General features: G+C 67.9%; 15 protein-coding genes. 7 read left to right on the top strand and 8 right to left on the bottom strand.

Features of this window, described 5'->3' with window-relative positions:
* Positions 1–55 precede the first annotated feature (55 nt).
* From B3E91_RS03300 to B3E91_RS03275, 6 genes are read left to right on the top strand one after another with little or no spacing between them, the layout of a single operon-like run.
* Positions 56–1015, top strand: coding sequence for an AAA family ATPase (locus tag B3E91_RS03300; RefSeq protein ID WP_273229778.1), 960 nt, complete (start codon positions 56–58; stop codon positions 1013–1015).
* A 59-nt stretch (positions 1016–1074) separates the two neighbouring features.
* Positions 1075–1959, top strand: coding sequence for a DUF58 domain-containing protein (locus B3E91_RS03295; RefSeq protein WP_414708188.1), 885 nt, complete (start codon positions 1075–1077; stop codon positions 1957–1959).
* Entirely contained in the window at positions 1956–2450 is a 495-nt protein-coding gene (locus B3E91_RS03290) for a DUF4381 domain-containing protein (RefSeq protein WP_273229773.1), read from the top strand. Before B3E91_RS03295 ends, B3E91_RS03290 begins: the two co-directional genes overlap by 4 nt.
* The gene (locus B3E91_RS03285) at positions 2443–3507 is read left to right on the top strand and encodes a VWA domain-containing protein (RefSeq protein WP_287028388.1); all 1065 of its coding nucleotides are present in this window, start codon (positions 2443–2445) and stop codon (positions 3505–3507) included. Before B3E91_RS03290 ends, B3E91_RS03285 begins: the two co-directional genes overlap by 8 nt.
* Complete coding sequence (locus tag B3E91_RS03280; protein WP_273229768.1) at positions 3504–5243, top strand: VWA domain-containing protein; 1740 nt, start codon at positions 3504–3506, stop codon at positions 5241–5243. Before B3E91_RS03285 ends, B3E91_RS03280 begins: the two co-directional genes overlap by 4 nt.
* Complete coding sequence (locus tag B3E91_RS03275; RefSeq protein WP_287028387.1) at positions 5240–6874, top strand: BatD family protein; 1635 nt, start codon at positions 5240–5242, stop codon at positions 6872–6874. Before B3E91_RS03280 ends, B3E91_RS03275 begins: the two co-directional genes overlap by 4 nt.
* A 225-nt stretch (positions 6875–7099) precedes the next feature.
* Here the strand turns inward: B3E91_RS03275 and B3E91_RS03270 are convergent, their stop codons facing one another.
* The 8 genes from B3E91_RS03270 to B3E91_RS03235 form a co-directional block, all read right to left on the bottom strand.
* On the bottom strand, positions 7100–9478 hold the full coding sequence (locus tag B3E91_RS03270; protein ID WP_287028386.1) for an efflux RND transporter permease subunit: 2379 nt from the start codon (positions 9476–9478) through the stop codon (positions 7100–7102).
* Positions 9479–9493: 15 nt separating this feature from the next.
* The gene (locus B3E91_RS03265) at positions 9494–10582 is read right to left on the bottom strand and encodes a WD40/YVTN/BNR-like repeat-containing protein (protein ID WP_090231633.1); all 1089 of its coding nucleotides are present in this window, start codon (positions 10580–10582) and stop codon (positions 9494–9496) included.
* Between the two features lie 231 nt (positions 10583–10813).
* Positions 10814–13486: an aminopeptidase N gene (gene pepN, locus B3E91_RS03260; RefSeq protein WP_287028385.1), complete on the bottom strand. Its 2673-nt coding sequence runs from the start codon at positions 13484–13486 to the stop codon at positions 10814–10816.
* 49 nt (positions 13487–13535) lie between these two features.
* Positions 13536–14363, bottom strand: a complete 828-nt coding sequence (locus B3E91_RS03255; RefSeq protein ID WP_287028433.1) for a DUF2797 domain-containing protein — start codon at positions 14361–14363, stop codon at positions 13536–13538.
* 13 nt (positions 14364–14376) lie between these two features.
* Positions 14377–14634 carry a YeaC family protein gene (locus B3E91_RS03250; protein WP_273229759.1) on the bottom strand — a complete coding sequence of 86 codons (258 nt, stop codon included), beginning with the start codon at positions 14632–14634 and terminating at the stop codon, positions 14377–14379.
* 151 nt (positions 14635–14785) lie between these two features.
* The gene (locus B3E91_RS03245; protein ID WP_287028384.1) at positions 14786–15646 is read right to left on the bottom strand and encodes a rhomboid family intramembrane serine protease; all 861 of its coding nucleotides are present in this window, start codon (positions 15644–15646) and stop codon (positions 14786–14788) included.
* Positions 15643–16617 (bottom strand): metallophosphoesterase, encoded by a 975-nt coding sequence (locus B3E91_RS03240; protein ID WP_407072461.1) that lies wholly within the window; start codon positions 16615–16617, stop codon positions 15643–15645. Before B3E91_RS03240 ends, B3E91_RS03245 begins: the two co-directional genes overlap by 4 nt.
* Positions 16614–17501, bottom strand: a complete 888-nt coding sequence (locus B3E91_RS03235) for an NAD(+) kinase (protein ID WP_090231627.1) — start codon at positions 17499–17501, stop codon at positions 16614–16616. Before B3E91_RS03235 ends, B3E91_RS03240 begins: the two co-directional genes overlap by 4 nt.
* A 157-nt stretch (positions 17502–17658) precedes the next feature.
* On the opposite strand from B3E91_RS03235, the gene B3E91_RS03230 reads away from it, so the two are divergent.
* On the top strand, positions 17659–18385 hold a 727-nt coding region (locus B3E91_RS03230), incomplete at its 3' end, for a DUF1853 family protein (RefSeq protein WP_287028382.1).

Genomic DNA, 18385 nt, shown 5'->3' with positions numbered 1-18385 from the left:
ATACGACGCCTTCGACGAGCGGCTCTGGCTCGTTATCCCAACCGGAACTGCCCCCATGGAACACCGCGAGGCGCTAGTCGCGCTGCGACAATTTCTCTCCAGCCAGATCCTCGGCCAGGAAAAGCTCGTCGAACGCATGCTGGTGGCGCTGCTTGCCGATGGCCACATGCTGGTGGAAGGCGCACCGGGGCTGGCCAAGACCAAGGCCATCAAGGACCTGGCCGAGGGCCTGGAAGCCGAATTCCACCGCATCCAGTTCACCCCCGATCTGCTTCCGGCGGACATCACCGGCACCGAGATCTATCGCCCGGAAACCGGCAGCTTCGTGTTCCAGCAGGGGCCGATCTTCCACAACCTGGTGCTCGCCGACGAAATCAACCGCGCCCCGGCGAAGGTGCAGTCGGCGCTGCTCGAAGCCATGGCGGAGCGCCAGGTCAGCGTCGGCCGCAGCACCTACGAGCTGTCGCCGCTGTTCCTGGTGATGGCGACGCAGAACCCCATCGAGCAGGAAGGCACCTACCCGCTGCCCGAAGCACAGCTCGACCGCTTCCTGATGCACGTGAAGATCGGCTTCCCCGACGCCAGCGTCGAACGCAAGATCCTCGCCCAGGCCCGCGGCGAAGCGCTGAACGGCGAAAGCCTGCCCGAGCGGCGCGTCAGCCAGCAGGCCATCTTCGCCGCGCGCAAGGAAATCCTCGGCCTGTACATGGCCGATGCGGTGGAGGAGTACCTGGTGCAACTGGTCATGGCCACGCGCACCCCGGCCAAGTTCGACGCCGAACTCGCCGAGTGGATCGCCTACGGCGCCAGCCCGCGCGGTTCCATCGCCCTCGACCGCTGCGCGCGCGCGCACGCCTGGCTGGCCGGCCGCGACTTCGTCAGCCCGGAAGACATCCAGGCGATGCTCTTCGACGTGCTGCGTCATCGGGTGATCCTGTCCTTCGAGGCCGAGGCCTCGGGCGTCGATCAGGACAAGGTGATCCAGCGCATCCTCGACGTGGTGGCGGTGGCGTGACCACCCACCCGCTGCCGCTGCAGCCCGGCATCCGCAGCGACCTCGCCGAGCTGATCGACATGCGCCACCGGGTGCGCGAGGTGCAGCTGTTCTCCACGCCGAGCCGGCGCAGCCCGCTGATCGGCCTGCACCATTCCAAGCTGCGCGGGCGTGGCGTGGATTTCGACCAGGTGCGCGTGTATCAGGCCGGCGACGACGTGCGCACCATCGACTGGCGCGTCACCGCGCGCACCCAGGAGCCGCACACCAAGCTGTTCCATGAGGAGCGCGAACGCCCGGTGTTCATCCTGGTGGAACAGAGCCGGCGGCTGTTCTTCGGCTCCGCGCTGCAATTCAAGTCGGTGCTCGCCGCGCGCGCGGCGGCACTGATCGGCTGGGCCGCGCTGGGCCACAACGACCGCATCGGCGGGCTGGTGTTCGGCGACCAGGAGCACCACGAGGTCCGCCCGCGGCGCAGCAAGCAGAGCCTGCTGCAACTGCTCAACCGGCTGGTGCGCGCCAACCAGGCGCTGCACAGCGAAGCGCAGCCGAACCGCGACGCCTTCGGCCTGGCCCTTCGCCGTGCCCGCGAAGTGCTGCGCCCCGGCAGCCTGATGCTGGTGCTGTGCGACGAGCGCGCGCTGTCCGAGGCCGCCGAACAGCAGCTCGCCCTGCTGGCGCGACACACCGACCTGGTCCTGCTGCCGCTCTCCGATCCGCTCGACCATGAGCTGCCGGCGGCGGGGCTGCTGCGCTTCGCCGAACGCGGCGCGCGGCTGGAACTCGACACCCACGCCGCCGAGCTGCGGCTGGTCTACGCCGCCCAGGCCGAAGAGCGCGGGCAGCGCTGGCAGCGCCTGGCGCAGAAGCTCTGCGTGCCCCTGTTGCCACTGAGCACGGCCAGCGACCTGGTCGACCAGCTGCGCGACCACCTCTACGTGCAGCGTTCGGAAAAACGCAAATGAACCCGCTCGACCAACTCCAGCCCCTGATCGCGCCGCCGCCGATTTCCGCCTGGCCGCCGGCGCCGGGCTGGTGGCTGCTGGCGGCGCTGCTGCCGATCGTGCTCTGGGGCCTCTGGCGGTTGCGCGGGCGGTTACCGCAGCGGCGCCGCGAACGCCGTGCCGAGGTTCGTCTCGACCCGCTGCGCCAGGCCGCCCTGCACGAGCTGGAGCAGTTGCCGAAGCCCTACGACGACGCGCCGGCCGGCCCCTGGCTGCAGCAACTCAACGCGCTGCTCAAGCGCCTATGCCTGGCGCATTACCCGAACGACCACTGCGAGACCCTCAGCGGGCGCGCCTGGCTGGCGTTCCTCGACAACCGCTGCCCGGCGGCCGGGCTGACGCGCTGGATGGTCCTCGTCGACGGCGCCTACCGGCCGCAGTGCCGGCTCGACGACAAGGCCATCGCCGGCCTGCAGCAGGCCATCGACATCTGGGTGCGCAAGCATGTTTGAGTTCGCCTGGCCGTGGTTGCTGCTGCTCGCGCCGCTGCCCTGGCTGCTGCGCATCCTGCTGCCGCCCGCGGACAGCGGCGAGGCGGCGCTCAACGTCAGCTTCCTCGACGAACTCGAAGGCCTCGCCGGGCGACGCGCCCGCGCCAACCTGCCGGCCTGGCGCCAGCAGGCGCCGTTCGCCGCGCTCTGGCTGTTGCTGCTGCTCGCCGCGGCGCGCCCGCAGTGGGTCGGCGACCCCCTGCCCTTGCCGGCCAGCGGCCGCGACCTGCTGCTGGCGGTGGACGTGTCCGGCTCGATGGATTACGCCGACATGCAGTGGGACGAGCAGCCGGCGAGCCGCCTGACGCTGGTCAAGCGCCTGCTCGGCGATTTCATCGAAGGCCGCCGCGGCGACCGCGTCGGGCTGATCCTGTTCGGCAGCCAGGCGTATCTGCAATCGCCGCTGACCTTCGACCGCCACACCGTGCGCACCTGGCTCGACGAAGCGCTGATCGGCATCGCCGGCAAGAACACCGCGCTGGGCGACGCCATCGGGCTGGCGGTCAAGCGCCTGCGCGAGCGCCCGGCCGACAGCCGCGTGCTGGTGCTGGTCACCGACGGCGCCAACAACGGCGGGCAGATCGATCCGCTGACCGCCGCACGCCTGGCCGCCGAAGAACAGGTGAAGGTCTACGCCATCGGTATCGGCGCCGACCCGGCCGACAGCGGCAGCCTCGGCCTGCTGGGGCTGAATCCCGGCTTGGACCTGGACGAACCGACGCTGCGCGAAATCGCCAGCCTCACCGGCGGCGAGTATTTCCGCGCGCGCTCGCAGGACGAACTCAAGGCCGTCGGCGAAAGCCTCGACCGCCTCGAGCCGGTGGCGCAGAAACCGACCCAGGCGCGTCCGGCCCGCGCGCTGTACAGCTGGCCGCTGGCCGCCGCGGTGCTGCTCAGCCTGGCGCTGGTGGCGCACGCGCTCTGGCCGCACCCGCGTTTCGCCCAGCGCCTGCCACGCAAACTGACGCGGCTCAAGCCGCTGTTCGCCAAGCGTCCGCGCTGGAGCCGCCGCCCATGATCGCGCTCTGGCCACATTGGCTGCGGCCGTTCTGGCTGCTCCTGCTGCCACTGTTCGGCTGGCTGCTTTGGCGCCTCTGGCACCGCGAACAGCGCAGCGGACGCTGGCAGATGCTGCTGCCAGCGGCCTTCCACGACGTGCTGCTGTCCGGCGGACGCGGTCGCAACAGCCGGCTGCCGTGGGTCGCCCTGGGCCTGGCCTGGCTGCTCGCCCTGCTGGCCCTGCTCGGCCCCAGCTGGCAACGCACCGAGCAGGTCAGCCAGAAACGCAGCGACCCGCTGGTGGTTGTGCTCGAACTCACTCCGGAGATGCTCGCCACCGACGCCACGCCGAACCGCCTGGCCCAGGCACGGCGCAAGCTGCTCGACCTGCTGGAGGCCCGCTCCGAGGCGCAGACCGCGATCGTCGTCTATGCCGGCAGCGCCCACACGCTGGTGCCGCTGTCCAACGACCACTCCACCGCGCGCAACCTGCTCGATGCGCTGAAGCCGTCGATCATGCCCGAGCCGGGGCGCCGCGCGGACCTCGCCGTGGCGCAGGCGCTGGCCCTGCTCGAACAGGGCGCGCAAGGCCGCGGCCGCCTGCTGCTGATCGGCAGCAGCCTCGACGAACGCGAGCGCCAGGGCATCCGCCAGGCCCTCGACGGGCATTCCTCGCCGATGCTGATCCTCGGTGTCGGCACGCCCCAGGGCGCACCAATCGCCCTCGAAGGGGGCGGCTTCCTCAAGGACGACCAGGGCGCGATCCTCCTGCCCAAGCTGGACGAGAACGGCCTGCAGCGTTTCGCCGGCGAACTGCACGGCCGCTACGCGCAGGCGCGGATCGACGACGCCGACCTGCGGCAACTCGGCCTGCTGGACAGGCCGCAAGGGCTGCGCGAGGACGGCGAAGTAACCCAGCTGGCGCTGTGGGCCGACCAGGGCCACTGGCTGCTGCTGCCGCTCCTGCTGATCGCCGCCTGCGCCGGTCGGCGCGGCTGGCTGTTCTGCCTGCCGTTGCTGTTGGTATTGCCGCAGCCTGTATTCGCCTTCGGCTTCGACGACCTCTGGCTCCGCCCCGACCAACAGGGCCAGCGCCTGCTCGACGCGCAGCGTCCGGCGGAAGCCGCACAACGCTTCGAAGACCCGCGCTGGCAGGGTCAGGCGCTGTATCGCGCGGGCGACTATCCGGCGGCGGCCGAGCGCTTCGCCCAGGGCAGCAGCGCCGCCGATCACTACAACCGCGGCAACGCGCTGGCCAGAAGCGGCGAGCTGGAAGAAGCCATCGACGCCTACGACGCGGCACTGGAGCGCCAGCCGGACCTGAACGCGGCGCAAAAGAACAAGGCCCTGGTGGAAGAGCTGCTGCGCCAGCGCCAGCAGGAAAAGCCGCAGAACCCGAGCCAGGGCAGCCCCTCGCCGGAGGCGCAGCCTGGCGAACAGGCACCGCCCGACAGCACCTCCAGCCCCGCGCCGCCGTCGAGCGACGCTCGCGCGAAACCGCCCGCGCAACCGGCCGGCGATGCCGCCCCGGCCGATGCCACGGCCCCGCAGCCGACACCGACGCTAAAGGACGCCAGCCCGCAGCCCGGTGAAGAAGAAACCACCAAGAGACCCACTCCCGACGACTCGCCGCTGGACGGCGAGCGACGCCAGGCACTCGAACAATGGCTGCGGCAGATACCGGACGATCCGGCCGAACTGCTGCGCCGCAAGTTCTGGTACGAACAGAAGAAACGCCAGGAAAACCAACCATGATGCGCCTGCTCGGCATTCTCCTGCTGGCCCTGCTGCCCTGCTTCGCCCAGGCACTGGAGCTCAACGCCAGCGTCGACCGCACCCGTCTCGACGAGGGCGACACCCTGGAACTGGCACTGGAGTCGGACGATGTCGCGCAGTTCGGCAAGCCCGATCTGAGTGCCCTCGACACGCAGTTCGACGTGCTCGGCACCCGCCAGGTCAACCGCCTCGCCGTGGTCAATGGCGAAACCCGCCAGGTCACGCGCTGGATCGTCACCCTGCAACCCAAGCAGACCGGCTATGTGGTGGTCCCGCCGCTCAGGCTCGGCGACGCCAGCAGCCAGCCGATCACCCTGTACATCGAGCCGGCCGGCAGCAGCGGCAGCGCGAAGATGGCGCCGGTGTACATAGATGCGAGCGTCGACCGCGAAAAGGTCTACGTGCAGGCGCAACTGGTGCTGACCCTGCGCATCTACCACTCGGTGCCGCTGTATGACGACAGCAGCCTGACGCCGCTGCAGATGGACGACGCGCGGGTCGAGCCCCTCGGCGAACCGCGTACCTACGAGAAGGAAATCGGCGGCGTGCGCCACGGCGTGATCGAGATGCGCTATGCGATCTTTCCGCAGCAGAGCGGCGCGCTGAAAATTCCGCCACTGGCGTTCAGCGCAACTTTGGTGGAGAACGCGCCCAACAGCGGCCTGCTGCCGTTCGGCTCGCACTCGGGCCGGCTGACGCGGGTGAAGTCGCCGGAAATCCCGCTGCAGGTGCTGCCCAAGCCGGCCAGCTACCCGGCCGATGCCCCCTGGCTGCCGGCCAGCGCCCTCAGCCTGTCGGAAGCCTGGAGCCCGGAGCCGACCGAAGTGAAGGTCGGCGATTCGCTGACGCGCAACCTGATCCTGCGCGCCGAGGGCCTTTCCAGCGCCCAGCTGCCGCCGATCGGCGACACCCGCAGCGATGCGCTGCGGCGCTATCCCGACCAGCCCCGCCTGGCGAACCAGAGCACCGATTCGAGCCTGGTCGGCAGTCGCGAGCAGAGCGAGGCGCTGGTGCCGATCCACAGCGGTGGCATCGACCTGCCGGCGCTGGAGGTGGTCTGGTGGAACACCACCGAGGACCGCCTGGAGCGCACCGCCCTGCCGGAACGGCACATCGAGGTGGTCGCCGATCCGCTCCTGGAGGCTCCCGCCCTGCCGCCCGCCGATGCGCCGCAAGCCACGGAGTACGCCGCGCCGCTGTGGCCCTGGCAGCTGCTCAGCGCGCTGCTGGCCTGCACCACGCTACTCGGCTTCGGCCTCTGGTGGCACGCGCGCCGGCAACCCGCCGTGCAGCGGGTGGCGCCCACCGGGCCCAGCCCGCGCACGCTGCTCGACGACCTCAAGCGCGCCTGCCTGGCCAACGACACCCAGGCAACGCGCCAGGCACTCGACGCCTGGGCCCGCCAGCAGCCGGAGACCCTCGCCGACATGGCCGCGCGCTTCACCCCGCTGTCGGACGCGCTGGACGGCCTCAACGGCTCGCTCTACAGCGAAACCGGGCAGCACTGGCAAGGCGAAGACCTGTGGCTGGCGATCCGCACCCTGCCCCCCGCCGAAGCCGCCGCCACGCCCCAGGAACCCAGCCCGCTGCCGCCGCTGTATCCGCGCTGACGAATCCACCGCCCAGCCCCTGCGTAGCGCGGGGTGGGTGAAACCCACGCGGTCGTTGTCCCGCCGAGCACTCCGATCCAGGGTTGCACCCGTCCGGCAAACCCTCGCCTGCAGTAGCCCGCTTGCTGTCGCTCCCGCCTGGCACCCAGCTCCAGAGACCACCTTCACAGGCCCATAAAAAAACCGCGGCCAGGGCCGCGGTTCCTTTTCTTGCGTCGACCTACATCAGTGCGACAGCAGGGTACCGCCCGTCTTGCCGGCGAGTTTCTCCGGCTTGATCAGGAAGCGCGCCAGCGCCGGCAGCAGCCACAACGCACCGAACATGTTGAGCAGGAACATGAAGGTCAGCATCAGGCCCATGTCGGCCTGGAACTTGATCGCCGAGAAGATCCAGGTGGCCACGCCGATCGCCAGGCAGATGCCGGTGAACAGCACCGCCTTGCCGGTGGATTTCAGCGTCTCGTAGTAGGCCTCCTGCATCGACAGCCCGGCGCGCAGGAAGCTTTCCAGGCGGCTGTAGATGTAGATGCCGTAGTCAACGCCGATGCCCACGCCCAGCGCGATCACCGGCATGGTCGCGACCTTCACGCCGATGCCGAGGAAGGCCATCAGGGCGTTGCCGAGGATCGAGGTGAGGATCAGCGGCAGCACGATGCACACGGTGGCGGCGAACGAACGGAAGGTGATCATGCACATCCCGGCAACGCAGAGGTAGACCAGGGTGAGGATGGTCAGCTCGGACTTGGCGATCACCTCGTTGGTGGCCGCTTCGATCCCGGCGTTACCCGCGGCGAGGAGGAACTCCGGGCCGCCCGGTTTCTGCTCGGCCTTGAACGCTTCCGCCGCCTGGATCGCACGCTTGAGCGTCGCCGCCTTGTGGTCCTCGAGGAACACCAGCACCGGCGCCAGCGAGCAGTCGCTGTTGTACAGGCCCTCGGCGCGGCTGATCGAGTTGTTCAGCACGTCCTGGTTGCGCGACAGGGTTTCCCATTTCAGGTTGCCCTCGTTCATCCCCTTGATCATCTGCTTGGAGACGCTGACCAGGGAGATCGCCGACTGCACGCCCTGGGTGTTCTGCATCTTCCACATCAGTTCGTCGATCGGCGCCAGGGTGGCGTGGGTCGAACAGCCCTCGGCATCGGTCTTGACCATCACCACCAGCACGTCGGAGCTGGTCGAATAGTTGCGGATGATGAAATCGTTGTCCTGGTTGTAGCGCGAATCGGGCCGCAGCTCCGGCGCGCCCTGGTCGAGGTCGCCGACCTGCAGGTGCTGCTTCTGGTACCAGAAGCCGCCGACCGCGACAACCAGCGCGAGGATCACCGACACCGGCGCGACCTTGGCGCTGGCGAAGTTCGACAGCAGGCGCCAGAACGGATGCTCGGTGACCGCGTCGCGCTTGCTGCGCTCGATGGCCTTCTTGCTGATGCCGATGTAGGAAATCGCCACCGGTAGCAGGATCAGGTTGGTGAAGACGATCACCGCGACCCCGATGGAAGCGCCGATGGCCAACTCGCGGATTACGCCGATGTCGATCACCAGCAGCGTGATGAAACCGACGGCATCGGCGAGGATGGCGATCATCCCCGGCAGGAACAACTGGCGGAAGGTGCGCCGCGCGGCGGTCAGGGCGTTTTCCGCCTCGCTCGACTGCAGGGCGATCCCGTTGATCTTCTGCACCCCGTGGGAGATACCGATGGCGAACACCAGGAACGGCACCAGCATCGAGTAAGGATCGAGGCCGAAACCGACGGTGTGCATCAGGCCGAGCTGCCAGATCACTGCGATCAGCGTGGTCGAGAGCACGGCGATGGTGCTGCGGATACACCAGGTGAACCAGTAGAGCAGCACCAGGGTGACGACGAAGGCGATGCCGAAGAACACCACCACCATCAGCAGGCCGTCGATCAGGTCGCCGACCTTCTTGGCGAAGCCGACGATGTGGATCTTCACGTTCGGGTTCTGCGCCTGGTACTCGTTGCGGATCTTGTCCTCGAGCTGATGGGAGAACTCGCGGTAGTCCAGCTTGACCAGCTTGCCCTGGTCATTCGGGTCGGGGAAGCTCTCCAACAGCGGGATGTCGATGATGCTCGACTTGAAGTTGTTCGCCACCAGCCGGCCGATCTGCCCGGACTTGAGCACGTTGTTGCGCAGGTCGTTGAGGCTGGCTTCGGAACCGTCGTAGGTCTGCGGAATCACTTCGCCGCCGGCGAAGCCTTCCTCGGTGACCTCGCTCCAGCGCACGCTGGGGCTCCACAGCGACTTCAGCCCCGAACGGTCGACGCCGGGGATGTAGAACACCTCGTCCTGGATCTTGCGCAGCGTCTCCATGTACTCCTTGGAGAAGATGTCGCCGTCGGTGGCTTCCACCGAGATGCGCACGGTATTGCCTAGGTTGGCCAGGTCGTTGCGGTGCTCCATCATCTTCTGGATGAACGGGTGCTGCAGCGGGATCATCTTCTCGAAGCTGGTGGACGGACGCACCTGGGTGGCCTGGTAGAACAGGAACACGCTGACCAGCAGGCAGATCAGGATTACCACCGGGCGGTTGTTGAAGATCAGGCGCTCGAGCAGGCTCGCCTTGTTCTGTTGGTGAGGACTCATTCAATTCTCCCGGCGTTATTGTTTTTCGACCAGCACGGCGCCTGTCGGTGAGGAGACACGCACACCGCCTTGCCCAGCCAGGATCAGTTCACCGTTGGCACCCGCGGTCGCCGCGGCCAGGGAAATCCGGTCGGGACGGTTGAAGACGCTGAAACTGCGACCATCGTCGCTGCTCTTGAGGACGCTGCCGCCGTGGCCGACGACCACCAGCGAGCCGTCGGCGAGCAACGAGCCGCTGGACAGACCGAACTCCAGCTTGCCGCCGCTGGCGGTCTTCAGCTCGATGCGCTCCCAGGTGTCGCCGAAATCGGCGGAACGGAACAGATGCCCGCGCAGGCCGTAGACCACCAGGCTGTTCGGCTCGGCGGTGCCCAGCGCGCCGAACAGCGAGCCTTCGTACGGGCCTTCGAGTTTTTCCCAGGTCTGGCCCCAGTCGGGCGAGCGGAACATCGAGCCGGATTCGCCGACGACGAACAGCCCGGCGTCCTTCACCGCGGTGATGGCGTTGAGGTGGAAGCCGTCTTCGTTGTCGATGCGGTCGCTGACGTCGTTCCACGTCTTGCCGCCGTCCTCGGTCTCCAACAGCGCGCCGTAGGCACCCACCGCAATGCCGTGATCGGCGTTCTGGAACCAGACGTCCAGCAGCGGCGCCTCGCGGTGCAGGTCCTCGAACTGCAGCGTCCAGCTCTTGCCGCCGTCGGTGGTGGCGAGGATCTGCGCATCGTGGCCGACCGCCCAGCCGAGGGTGTCGTCGAGGAAGAACACGGCGGTGAGCATCTGCCGGGTCGGCACCTTGGCCTGCTGCCAGCTCTTGCCGTCGTCATCGGAATAGAGGATGTGGCCACGGTCGCCGACCGCCACCAGGCGCGCGCCGGCGTGGGCGATGTCGAGCAGCAGGCTTTGCACGGCCTTGGGCGACTCGATGGCATAGAGGGGTTCGCGGGTGGCGCTTTCCTCGGCCTGCAGGGGCATGGCGCCCAGGCCGAGCATGGAAAACGCGGCACACAACGACAGTGCGTTGGTCAACGGCGAGTGGAGTCGCAGAATCCGCCGGCGGAAAACCGCAGACAGACCGGACCGGGTGCGCCACGTGGGCTCACTCATACACCTTTCCCCCATTATTGTTATTGGTGATAGTGCGGTTGAAGCGCCCCTATGCTGCCGACTTTGACGGGCTGTGACAATCGGCGTGTCGTTATGTTTTGTTAAGGCCAAACCCCCGTGATTGACGGCTTATTCAGCGCCATGATGCAAAAAGGCCACGGCGACTGCCGTGGCCTTTTTCTGACCCACCGGTAACGAATCGAAGCCGGTTCCCCGGCCCCGGGCGACTACTCAGGCGAGGCTCTTGCTGACCACCTCGTAGACGTCGCTGGAAAGCTCCCCCGAGGCCAGAATGCGCTCCAGCTCGGCCTTCATCAGCGCCTGCCGCGCGGCGTCGTACTTGCGCCAGCGGGTCAGCGGCGACAGCTGACGCGCGGCGATCTGCGGGTTCAGCGCGTTGAGCGTGATGATCTGGTCGGCCAGGAAGCGGTAGCCGCTGCCATCGACGGCGTGGAAGTTGACCAGGTTCTGCCCGGCGAAGGCGCCGATCAGCGCGCGCACCTTGTTCGGGTTCTTCAGGGTGAAGGCCGGATGCTTCATCAGCTCCTTCACCCGCTCGAGCCCGCCCGGCAGGTAGCTGGCGGCCTGCACGCTGAACCACTGGTCCATCACCAGCGGGTTGTCCTTGAAGTGCTCGGCGAACATCTGCAACGCCCTGCCGCGCTCGGCCTCGAACGGCGAGTTGACCAACACCGCCAGCGCCGCCAGGCGCTCGGTCATGTTGTCGCTGTTGTCGAACTGATCCACGCAGGCGGCCAGCACCTCGGGCTCGTTGCCCAGCATCAGGTACGACAGCGCGATGTTCTGCAGCGCGCGCCGGGCGAAGTGGCTTTCCTCGGCGACGTAGGGCGAGTGGCGCGACACCTCGCGGTTGGCCTGGTAGCGCTGCCACAACGGGGCGAACAGGGCCTCGCCGATCTGCGCGCGGGCGAACTCGCGGGCGGCGTGGATGGCGTCGATGTCGGCCACTTCGCTGAGCTCGCTGAGGTAGGCGGCGCCCGGCAGGGAAAGCATCTCGGCGACCATCGCCTGATCCAGCGACTCATCCTCGATCAGGCTGCGCAGCGCGGCGACCAGGCGCTGATCGAGCACCAGGGCCTCGCCGCGCTGGTGCTGGCCGATCAGTTCCTGCAGCACCTGCACGGACAACTGCTGACCGGCCTCCCAGCGGTTGAAACCGTCGGAGTCGTGCTGCATGAGGAACATCAACTGGTCGCGGTCGTAGGGGAAGCTCAGCTTGACCGGCGCCGAGAAACCGCGCAGCAGCGAAGGCAGCGGCTTGGCGGCGACGCCGACGAAACTGAACGACTGCTCGGCCTCGGTCACCGAGAGCACGCGGCTGCTGGCGCCGGCGGCGGCTTCGCCGTCCAGGCGCAGCGGCAGATCGTTGCCTTGCGCGTCCAGCAGGCCGAGGGCCACGGGAATCACGAAGGGTTCCTTGGTCGGCTGGCCCGGGGTTGGCGGGCAGCTCTGGCGGAACGTCAGGGTGTAGCGCTGCGCGGCGGCGTCATAGGCCTCGCTGACCTCCAGGCGCGGCGTGCCGGACTGGCTGTACCAGCGCTTGAACTGGGTGAGGTCGACGCCATTGGCGTCCTCCATGGCCTTGACGAAGTCGTCGCAGGTCACCGCCTGGCCGTCGTGACGCTCGAAGTAGAGATCGCTGCCCTTGCGAAAGCCTTCGGCGCCGAGCAGCGTGCGGATCATGCCGACCACTTCCGAGCCCTTCTCGTAGACGGTCAGGGTGTAGAAGTTGGAGATCTCGATGAACGAGTCCGGGCGCACCGAATGCGCCATCGGGCCGCTGTCCTCGGCGAACTGGTGGGTCCGCAGGAAGGCCACGTCCTCGATGCGCTTGACCGTCGCCGAGTTCATGTCGGACGAGAAGCCGGCGTCGCGGAACACGGTGAAGCCTTCCTTGAGCGACAGCTGGAACCAGTCGCGGCAGGTCACGCGGTTGCCCGACCAGTTGTGGAAGTACTCGTGCGCGACGATCGCCTCGACGCGCTGGTGGGCGGCGTCGGTGGCGGTCTCGGCCTTGGCCAGCACGGCGCTGGAGTTGAAGATGTTGAGGCCCTTGTTCTCCATCGCGCCCATGTTGAAGTCGTTCACCGCGACGATCATGAAGATGTCCAGGTCGTACTCGCGACCGTAGGCCTCCTCGTCCCAGCGCATGGACTTCTTCAGGCTGTCCATGGCGTGCTGGCACTTGTCGATGTTCTCGGGCTCGACGTAGATGCGCAGGGCGACGTTGCGCCCGCTCATCGTGGTGAAGCTGTCCTCGACGCACCAGAGGTCGCCGGCGACCAGGGCGAACAGATAGGCCGGCTTCTTGAAGGGGTCTTCCCAGGTGGCCCAATGGCGACCGCCCTCCTCGCTGCCGCTGGCCACCGGGTTGCCGTTGGAGAGCAGCACCGGGTAGTGATGCTGCTCGGCGCTCACCGTGGTGGTGAACTTGCTCATCACGTCCGGGCGGTCGAGGTAGTAGGTGATCTTGCGGAAGCCCTCGGCCTCGCACTGGGTGCAGAACATGCCGCCGGACTTGTACAGACCTTCCAGCGCGGTGTTGCTCTCCGGGTGGATGCGCACCGTGCTGTCGACGGTGAACTGCGCCGTGGTCGGCTGCAGGATCAGGTGGCTGTCATCGAGTTGATAGTCGCCGGGCGCAAGCTCGCGGTCGTCCAGCGACACGGCGAGCAACTCCAGTTCCTGGCCGTCGAGGACCAACGGCGGCAGCCCGGCGCCCGGCAGCCCGGCGCCCTTCTCCGGGTTGCGCCGCATCACCAGTTGTGCATGGACCAGCGTGTGGTCCTCGTGCAGTTCGAAGGTCAGGGTGGTTTCGTCGATCAGGTAGTCCGGCGCCTGATAGTCCTTCAGGTAGATCGTCTTGGCTTGCTCGGTGCGCATCTTTCGGCTCCTGGCAGCCCCGGCGCTGGGCCGGGGCGGGGAATGGGGGTCAGGCCGATACCAGCAACTGGTACGCCGTGTACTTGCGAATGTTGATCACGCCGGTATCGAAGATCAGGTACTGGCCCTTGATGCCCATCAGGGTACCTTCGACGACGGGCGTCTTGTCCAGATCGAAACTGACCACTTTGGTCGGATAGGCGTGCACCGGATAACGGATCTCCAGCGGTGCCACCTCGGTAATCGGCTGGATCGCCTGCAGACCGAAACGCTGCTGCAAGGCCAGCAGCCCTTCGGCGCAGTGGTCGAGCAGACGGTCGCGCTCGGCGATCAGGTCCAGCGGCGGGGCGTCGCCCTTGAGCAACGTGCGCCAGTTGGTGCGGTCGGCGACCTGGCTGCGCAGGAGGTCCTCGACCAGCCCGGACTGCAAGCGCGTGGCGACCCGCAGGATCGGCAGCGCCTGGCTGGCGCCCTGGTCGAGCCAGCGCGTCGGCATCTGGCTGGCGCGGGTGATCCCCACTTTCACCGCCGACGAGTTGGCCAGGTAGACCACGTGATCGGTCATGCAGAAGCTGGTGCCCCACTCGGGATCGCGGCAGGTGCCCAGTTCATGGTGGCAGCGCTCGGGGCTGACGATGCACAGGTCGCACTGCGGCAACCGGGTGAAGCACGGATAGCAGTAGCCCTGGCTGAAGCTCTTGCGGGTCTGGCGACCGCAATGGCTGCAGTGGATCGCACCGAGGTATTCCAGGCGCAGCGAACGGCCGATCAGCGGATTGACCGGAATCTCCTGCTCGCCGAGACGAAAGGCGTACTGCACCGGTGCATCGAGGCGCACCGACATCTTGCTCAGGGCACCGCGGCCCAGCTCGCTCAACACGACTCGGACCTCAATGCACGGTGTCCGACTTGAACAGGATCTGCGGCTCCGGCTTGGCGTGCGATGCGCACTGCTGGTTGATGTAGCCGGTGCGTTCCTCTTCCGGCAGGTTCTGCAGCTCCCAGGCGATCACCGCCTGCAGGCTCAGCTCCTTCTGCTCCTGGGTCAGCTTGCGGCCGTCCGGCCACTTGCCGATCTCAACGGCGAGCTTGAGGCTCTGGTAGATCTCGGGGGTGATGTTTTCGATCATCTCGGAAAAAGTCGACATGGCAGCTCCGCAGTCGGGGAATGCCGCCATTCTACCGGAATGCCCGCCGTGGCGAGCGCCGCTCGCGATGCGACGACCGTAGGGTGGGCTTCAGCCCACGCGGCACGAAAAATAGGCGAACTAGGCGAGCTATGGTGGGCTGAAGCCCACCCTACGGTGATGAGCGGCGGGCCAGCAGGCCGCCGATCAGGCCGGTCGCGCAGCCGGCGATCAGGCCGGTGACGTGGGCGGCATTGGCGATGGAGCCGAAGCCCAGCGCGCCGATCACGCCGGACAGGCACACCAGCAGCCAGATCAGCATCATCCCCAGCACGCCCCTGGGCAACTGGTAGGCCGGATTGGGCGCCAGGCGCTGGAAGATCCAGCAGTGGCCGAGCAGCCCGTAGAGCACGCCGGAGAGTCCGCCGAACAGCGCCGGGCCGCCGAACAGGTACTGCCCGACGTTCGACGCCAGGCTGAACAGCAGCGTCAGCGCCAGCAGCATCGAAGCGCCCTGGCGCGCCTCGATGCGCCCGCCCAGCTCCCAGTACCACAGCGCGTTCATCGCCAGGTGAAGGAAGCCGAAGTGCAGCAGCATCGGCGTGACCAGCCGCCACCACTCGCCGGCATCCAGGCTCACCGCCAGCGGGACGAACTGCAGGTACTCGCCCTGGATGCGGAAGTCCTGGAAGGTCAGCCAGCGGATGCTGGAGAAGTTGTCGCCAAGGAACGTGAGCGCCGCGACGATCAGCGTCAGCAGCAGCACGGCGGCGGTCGCCGGGCTGCGCTTAAGGCGCGCCAGCGGGCTGCCGGACGGCCGCACGAAACGGCTCGGCGGCTGCTCCGGATTGCCGTGCGGAAAACGCGTGTAGAGATCGCGGACCTGCTCCGCCAGTTCCTCGCCCGGCACCCAGAGCACCTGCTCGCCGGATTCCTCGCTGACCCGGTACGGAACGTTCAGGCTACGCAGCAGGCCGACGAAGCCGCTGAGGTCGGTTGCGATCGGCAGGCGCATGGCGGCGACCCGGCTCATCGCAGCGACTCCGGCCGCTCGACGTCGACCCAGACGAACTTGTGCGGATCGAGGCGGCGCTCGTCGTCCAGGCGATAGGCGACCAGCTTGCCGTACATCACCGCGCTGTAGTCGAGGCAGGCCAGGTTGCCGCGGATCGGCGCCGGCTTGCCGGTGCGCCAGTAGTGGCCGACGAACAGCAGCGGCTCGTGCGGGCCATAGAGGAACAGCCGGCTCTTCTGGGTCTCCGACAGCGGCATCTCGGCGACGCTGTCCGGCAACGCGTCCGGCTGGAACACGATATCGCCGTAGGTTGCCGGGCTCTCCTCCCAGAACTTGGTGCGGAACGTGCGCCGGGTGAAGCCTTCCTCGCTGGTGAGGGTCAGCCCGTGCGGCAGTGGAAGATCGGTGCCGCGCAGCAGGCGGTCGAACACCGTGCAGGCGAAGCTGCCTTTCACCGCCGAGGCCTGAACGAACGGCTCGTCGACGCGGCCATCGGCGAACTGCGCGCGCAGCGGCTCGATCAGGCTGCTGTCCCAGCAGGCGTGCACCAGGCGGAAACGCCCGGCGTCGATGAACAACGGCAGCTCGTAGAACCAGCCGAGGAAGTCGCGCCAGTCGGCCGGGTGGCCGTCGAACTGCGCCAGCGTCTCGCGGATCATCCGCTCGTGCCGCGGCGTGTGTTCGCGCACGAAGCTGCAGCCGCTGCCCGGCGGCGCCGGCGTGCTCCAGCCCAGCGCGTTGAATTCGTGGTTGCCCATGATGCACAGCGCCTGCCCCGCCGCGACCATGTCGCGCACCAGGTGCAGCGCCTCGCGCACCCGCGGGCCGCGGTCGACGATGTCGCCGAGGAACAGCGCCATCCGCCGCGGGTGACGCCAGACGCCCGCCTGGCGGTGATAGCCGAGCCCGTCGAGCAGGCGTTCGAGAGTCCGTGCGCAGCCATGCACGTCGCCGATCAGGTCGTAGCCGCGCGCGGGGTCGAGCATCAGTCGCCTCCGCCCAGCCGACTGCCCCAGCCCAGCTTGGTCCGGCACACTTCGTAGTAGTTGTGGTCCAGCGGATGGATCAGGTGCAGCTTCTGCGGTTTCTTCTTGATCGTCACGGTATCGCCTGGCGCGCAGGTGAAATGGTTCTGTCCGTCGCATGAGACCTGCGGATAGATCTGCATGTTCGGCGACACGACGATTTTCAGCTCGCTGTTGCCGTCGACCACGATCGGCCGGCTGGACAGCGTGTGCGGGTACATCGGCACGATGACGATGGCGTCCAGCTTGGGGTGCATGATCGGCCCGCCGGCGGACAGCGCATAGGCGGTGGAGCCGGTTGGCGTGGCGATGATCAGGCCGTCGGCCTTCTGGCTGCAGACGAACTGGCCGTCGATGTGCAGCTCGAACTCGATCATCCGCGTCGACTTGCCGGGGTGCAGCACCACGTCGTTGAGCGCGTCGCCCTCGCCGATGGAGTCGCCGTTGCGGCGCACCTCGGCTTCCAGCAGGAAGCGGTTCTCCACGCTGTACTGGCCATCGAGCACCTCGCCGACCTTGGCTTCCAGGTCGTCCGGGCGAATGTCGGTGAGGAAGCCCAGGCTGCCACGGTTGATGCCCAGCACCGGGACCTTCGACCAGGCCAGCGCACGCGCCGCGCCGAGCATGCTGCCGTCGCCGCCGACCACGATCACCAGGTCGCAGATCTCGCCGAGAATGCGTCGCGAGGCGGTCTGCAGGTTGTGCCCGGGCACCACTTCGGCGATGGACTCCTCGAGGACCACGTGCAGGTGACGGTCCAGCAGGAAGCGTTTGAGTCGGCGAACGGTCTCCAGCACCTGCGAACTGCCGAGGCGACCGATGATGCCGATATTGCGAAATTGCTCCATGGGGATTCCAGGGCTCGGGCTAGCGAAGAGGCGGATTATGGGCGAAAGGTCCGCCGCAGACCAACGGCAAAGCCACCGGCCACTGGCGTGAGACCACCGTGCCAGCGCGCTTTCTCCCTTGCGCCAGCGCCACCGAAGCCTGCGCTATGCTCGCAGCATGCAGCCCTTCGCCCCGCTCGCCGACCTGCCCCGCCGCTTCCAGTCCGCCGCCGTGCGCGACCTGGCCTGGGCGCTGCTGTCCGCGCCGCTGCTGCAGGATGCGCCTTGGGCGCAGCGTCATCCGCTCACCGGCAGTGCCTGGGCCGACGACCCGCAGCGCCTGGCGGCCTGGCTGTGGCAACTGGATGACGACGACCGCACGCTGCGCGACTGGCTGCAGCGCCACCCGATCCGCCGCCTCGGCCTGTATTACGAACAGCTCTGGCAGTTCGCCCTGCGCGCTGCGCCGAACATCGAACTGATCGCCGCCAACCTGCCGATCCGCGAAGGCAACCGCACGCTGGGCGAACTCGACCTGCTGCTGCGAGATGGCGCGGGCGTGCATCACCTGGAACTGGCGATGAAGCTCTACCTCGGCCCCGATGAGCGCGACGGCGGCGATCCGGCGAACTGGATCGGGCCCGGCGGACGTGATCGTCTCGATCTGAAACTGGAGCGCCTGAGCAGCCACCAACTGCCTCTTTCCGCGCGCCCCGAAGGCCTCGCCGCGCTCGAAACGCTGGGCGTGCGCCAGGCCGACGCCCGCCTGTGGCTCGGCGGCTGCCTGTTCTACCCCTGGCCCGACGGCTGCGCGTCGCCGCTCGGCGCCCATCCGGCGCACGACCGTGGGCGCTGGGTCCGCCGGCGCGACTGGCCGGCATTCGCCGCCGCGCAGGGCACCGGCA

Origin of the sequence: Pseudomonas sp. UBA6310 (assembly GCF_002438225.1) — a bacterium.
Classification (GTDB): Bacteria; Pseudomonadota; Gammaproteobacteria; order Pseudomonadales; family Pseudomonadaceae; genus Pseudomonas_O; species Pseudomonas_O kuykendallii.
Note: the sequence above shows the minus strand (reverse complement) of the source record. Positions and strands in the feature narration are given on the sequence as shown.

Bases quoted from the DNA above. Each gene is read 5' to 3' on its own strand.
- B3E91_RS03285 (WP_287028388.1), top strand. From the start codon at position 2,443: ATGTTTGAGTTCGCCTGGCCGTGGTTGCTGCTGCTCGCGCCGCTGCCC.
- B3E91_RS03235 (WP_090231627.1), bottom strand. From the start codon at position 17,501: ATGGAGCAATTTCGCAATATCGGCATCATCGGTCGCCTCGGCAGTTCG.
- B3E91_RS03270 (WP_287028386.1), bottom strand. From the start codon at position 9,478: ATGAGTCCTCACCAACAGAACAAGGCGAGCCTGCTCGAGCGCCTGATC.
- B3E91_RS03295 (WP_414708188.1), top strand. From the start codon at position 1,075: ATGCGCCACCGGGTGCGCGAGGTGCAGCTGTTCTCCACGCCGAGCCGG.
- B3E91_RS03280 (WP_273229768.1), top strand. From the start codon at position 3,504: ATGATCGCGCTCTGGCCACATTGGCTGCGGCCGTTCTGGCTGCTCCTG.
- B3E91_RS03245 (WP_287028384.1), bottom strand. From the start codon at position 15,646: ATGAGCCGGGTCGCCGCCATGCGCCTGCCGATCGCAACCGACCTCAGC.
- B3E91_RS03290 (WP_273229773.1), top strand. From the start codon at position 1,956: ATGAACCCGCTCGACCAACTCCAGCCCCTGATCGCGCCGCCGCCGATT.
- B3E91_RS03300 (WP_273229778.1), top strand. From the start codon at position 56: ATGGAACACCGCGAGGCGCTAGTCGCGCTGCGACAATTTCTCTCCAGC.
- B3E91_RS03250 (WP_273229759.1), bottom strand. From the start codon at position 14,634: ATGTCGACTTTTTCCGAGATGATCGAAAACATCACCCCCGAGATCTAC.
- pepN (WP_287028385.1), bottom strand. From the start codon at position 13,486: ATGCGCACCGAGCAAGCCAAGACGATCTACCTGAAGGACTATCAGGCG.
- B3E91_RS03265 (WP_090231633.1), bottom strand. From the start codon at position 10,582: ATGAGTGAGCCCACGTGGCGCACCCGGTCCGGTCTGTCTGCGGTTTTC.
- B3E91_RS03275 (WP_287028387.1), top strand. From the start codon at position 5,240: ATGATGCGCCTGCTCGGCATTCTCCTGCTGGCCCTGCTGCCCTGCTTC.